The following is a 1,022-nucleotide window of genomic DNA, read 5'->3' on the forward strand; positions in this document are numbered from 1 at the left end:
ATTGAGGCCTCTAAATCCTTCACGCTGACATGAGCCTGGCGCTTGATCCATTTCTCGCTCAGTGTTGAGAAGAAACGCTCCACCAGATTCATCCATGAGGCAGACGTGGGGGTGAAATGGATGCTGTAACGAGGACGTGCGGCCAGCCACGCTTTGACCTTGTCGGTCTTGTGCGTTGCGTAGTTGTCCATAATCAGATGGATCGGCACATCGCTCGGTACCGAGGCATCTACCTCTTTGAGAAACGATAGAAATTCGACACTGCGATGTTGGCGCTTTAACCGACCAATGACTTCGCCCGTTGCTACATCCAGAGCCGCAAACAGAGAAGTCGTCCCATGGCGCTTGTAATCGTGCGTGCGTGTCGCAGGATTTCCAAGCGCTAAAGGCAGCCCTGGTTGTGTGCGGTTCAACGCCTGGATCTGACTTTTCTCATCAACACATAACACCAGTGCTCTCTCAGGCGGGTTCAAATAAAGGCCCACGATGTCCTGCACTTTGTCGACGAAAAGCGGATCGGTAGAAAGCTTGAAGGTTTTCTCCAGGTGAGGTTTGATCCCGAAGGCATGCCAGATACGCATCACGCTAGCCGGAGATATTCCTGTTTCCCGACTCATTTGCCGGGTACTCCAATGGCTGGCGTCTTCGGGTTTGCTCTTCAGAACCTGATCAACCACCTTCTGCACTTGTTCATCACTGATTGTGCGCGGACGGCCCGAACGATGCTCATCATTCAGGCCAATCAGCCCCCATTTTGAAAAGCGCGTCCGCCACCGCGAGACCACGTCCTTGCTGACGTTGAGGCGCTGGGCAATGGCATTTCCAGATTCGCCCTCTGCGCATGCCAGGATAATTTCGGCACGAACGCAGGCATCCTGCGCGCCCTTACGCTGTTTAACGCGGCGTAGAAGCTCGGCTTTTTCGGCTTCAGACAAGACAATGACAGTCGCTGGTCGGCCCATATAAATGCTCAGCTCTCACGAGTGGGTTTCAAATGAGCATAGACCATATTTTCATTGGTA

The 1,022-nt window shown here is 53.1% G+C and carries 1 protein-coding gene; it reads right to left on the reverse strand.

The annotated features are described in order from the left end of the window. Nucleotides 1–962 (reverse strand): IS630 family transposase (locus NJC38_RS28995; protein ID WP_253118193.1); only part of this gene is annotated, 962 nt, incomplete at its 3' end. Between the last annotated feature and the right edge of the window lie 60 nt (nt 963–1,022).

Source organism: Pseudomonas sp. 21LCFQ010 (assembly GCF_024129905.1).
Classification (GTDB): domain Bacteria; phylum Pseudomonadota; class Gammaproteobacteria; order Pseudomonadales; family Pseudomonadaceae; genus Aquipseudomonas.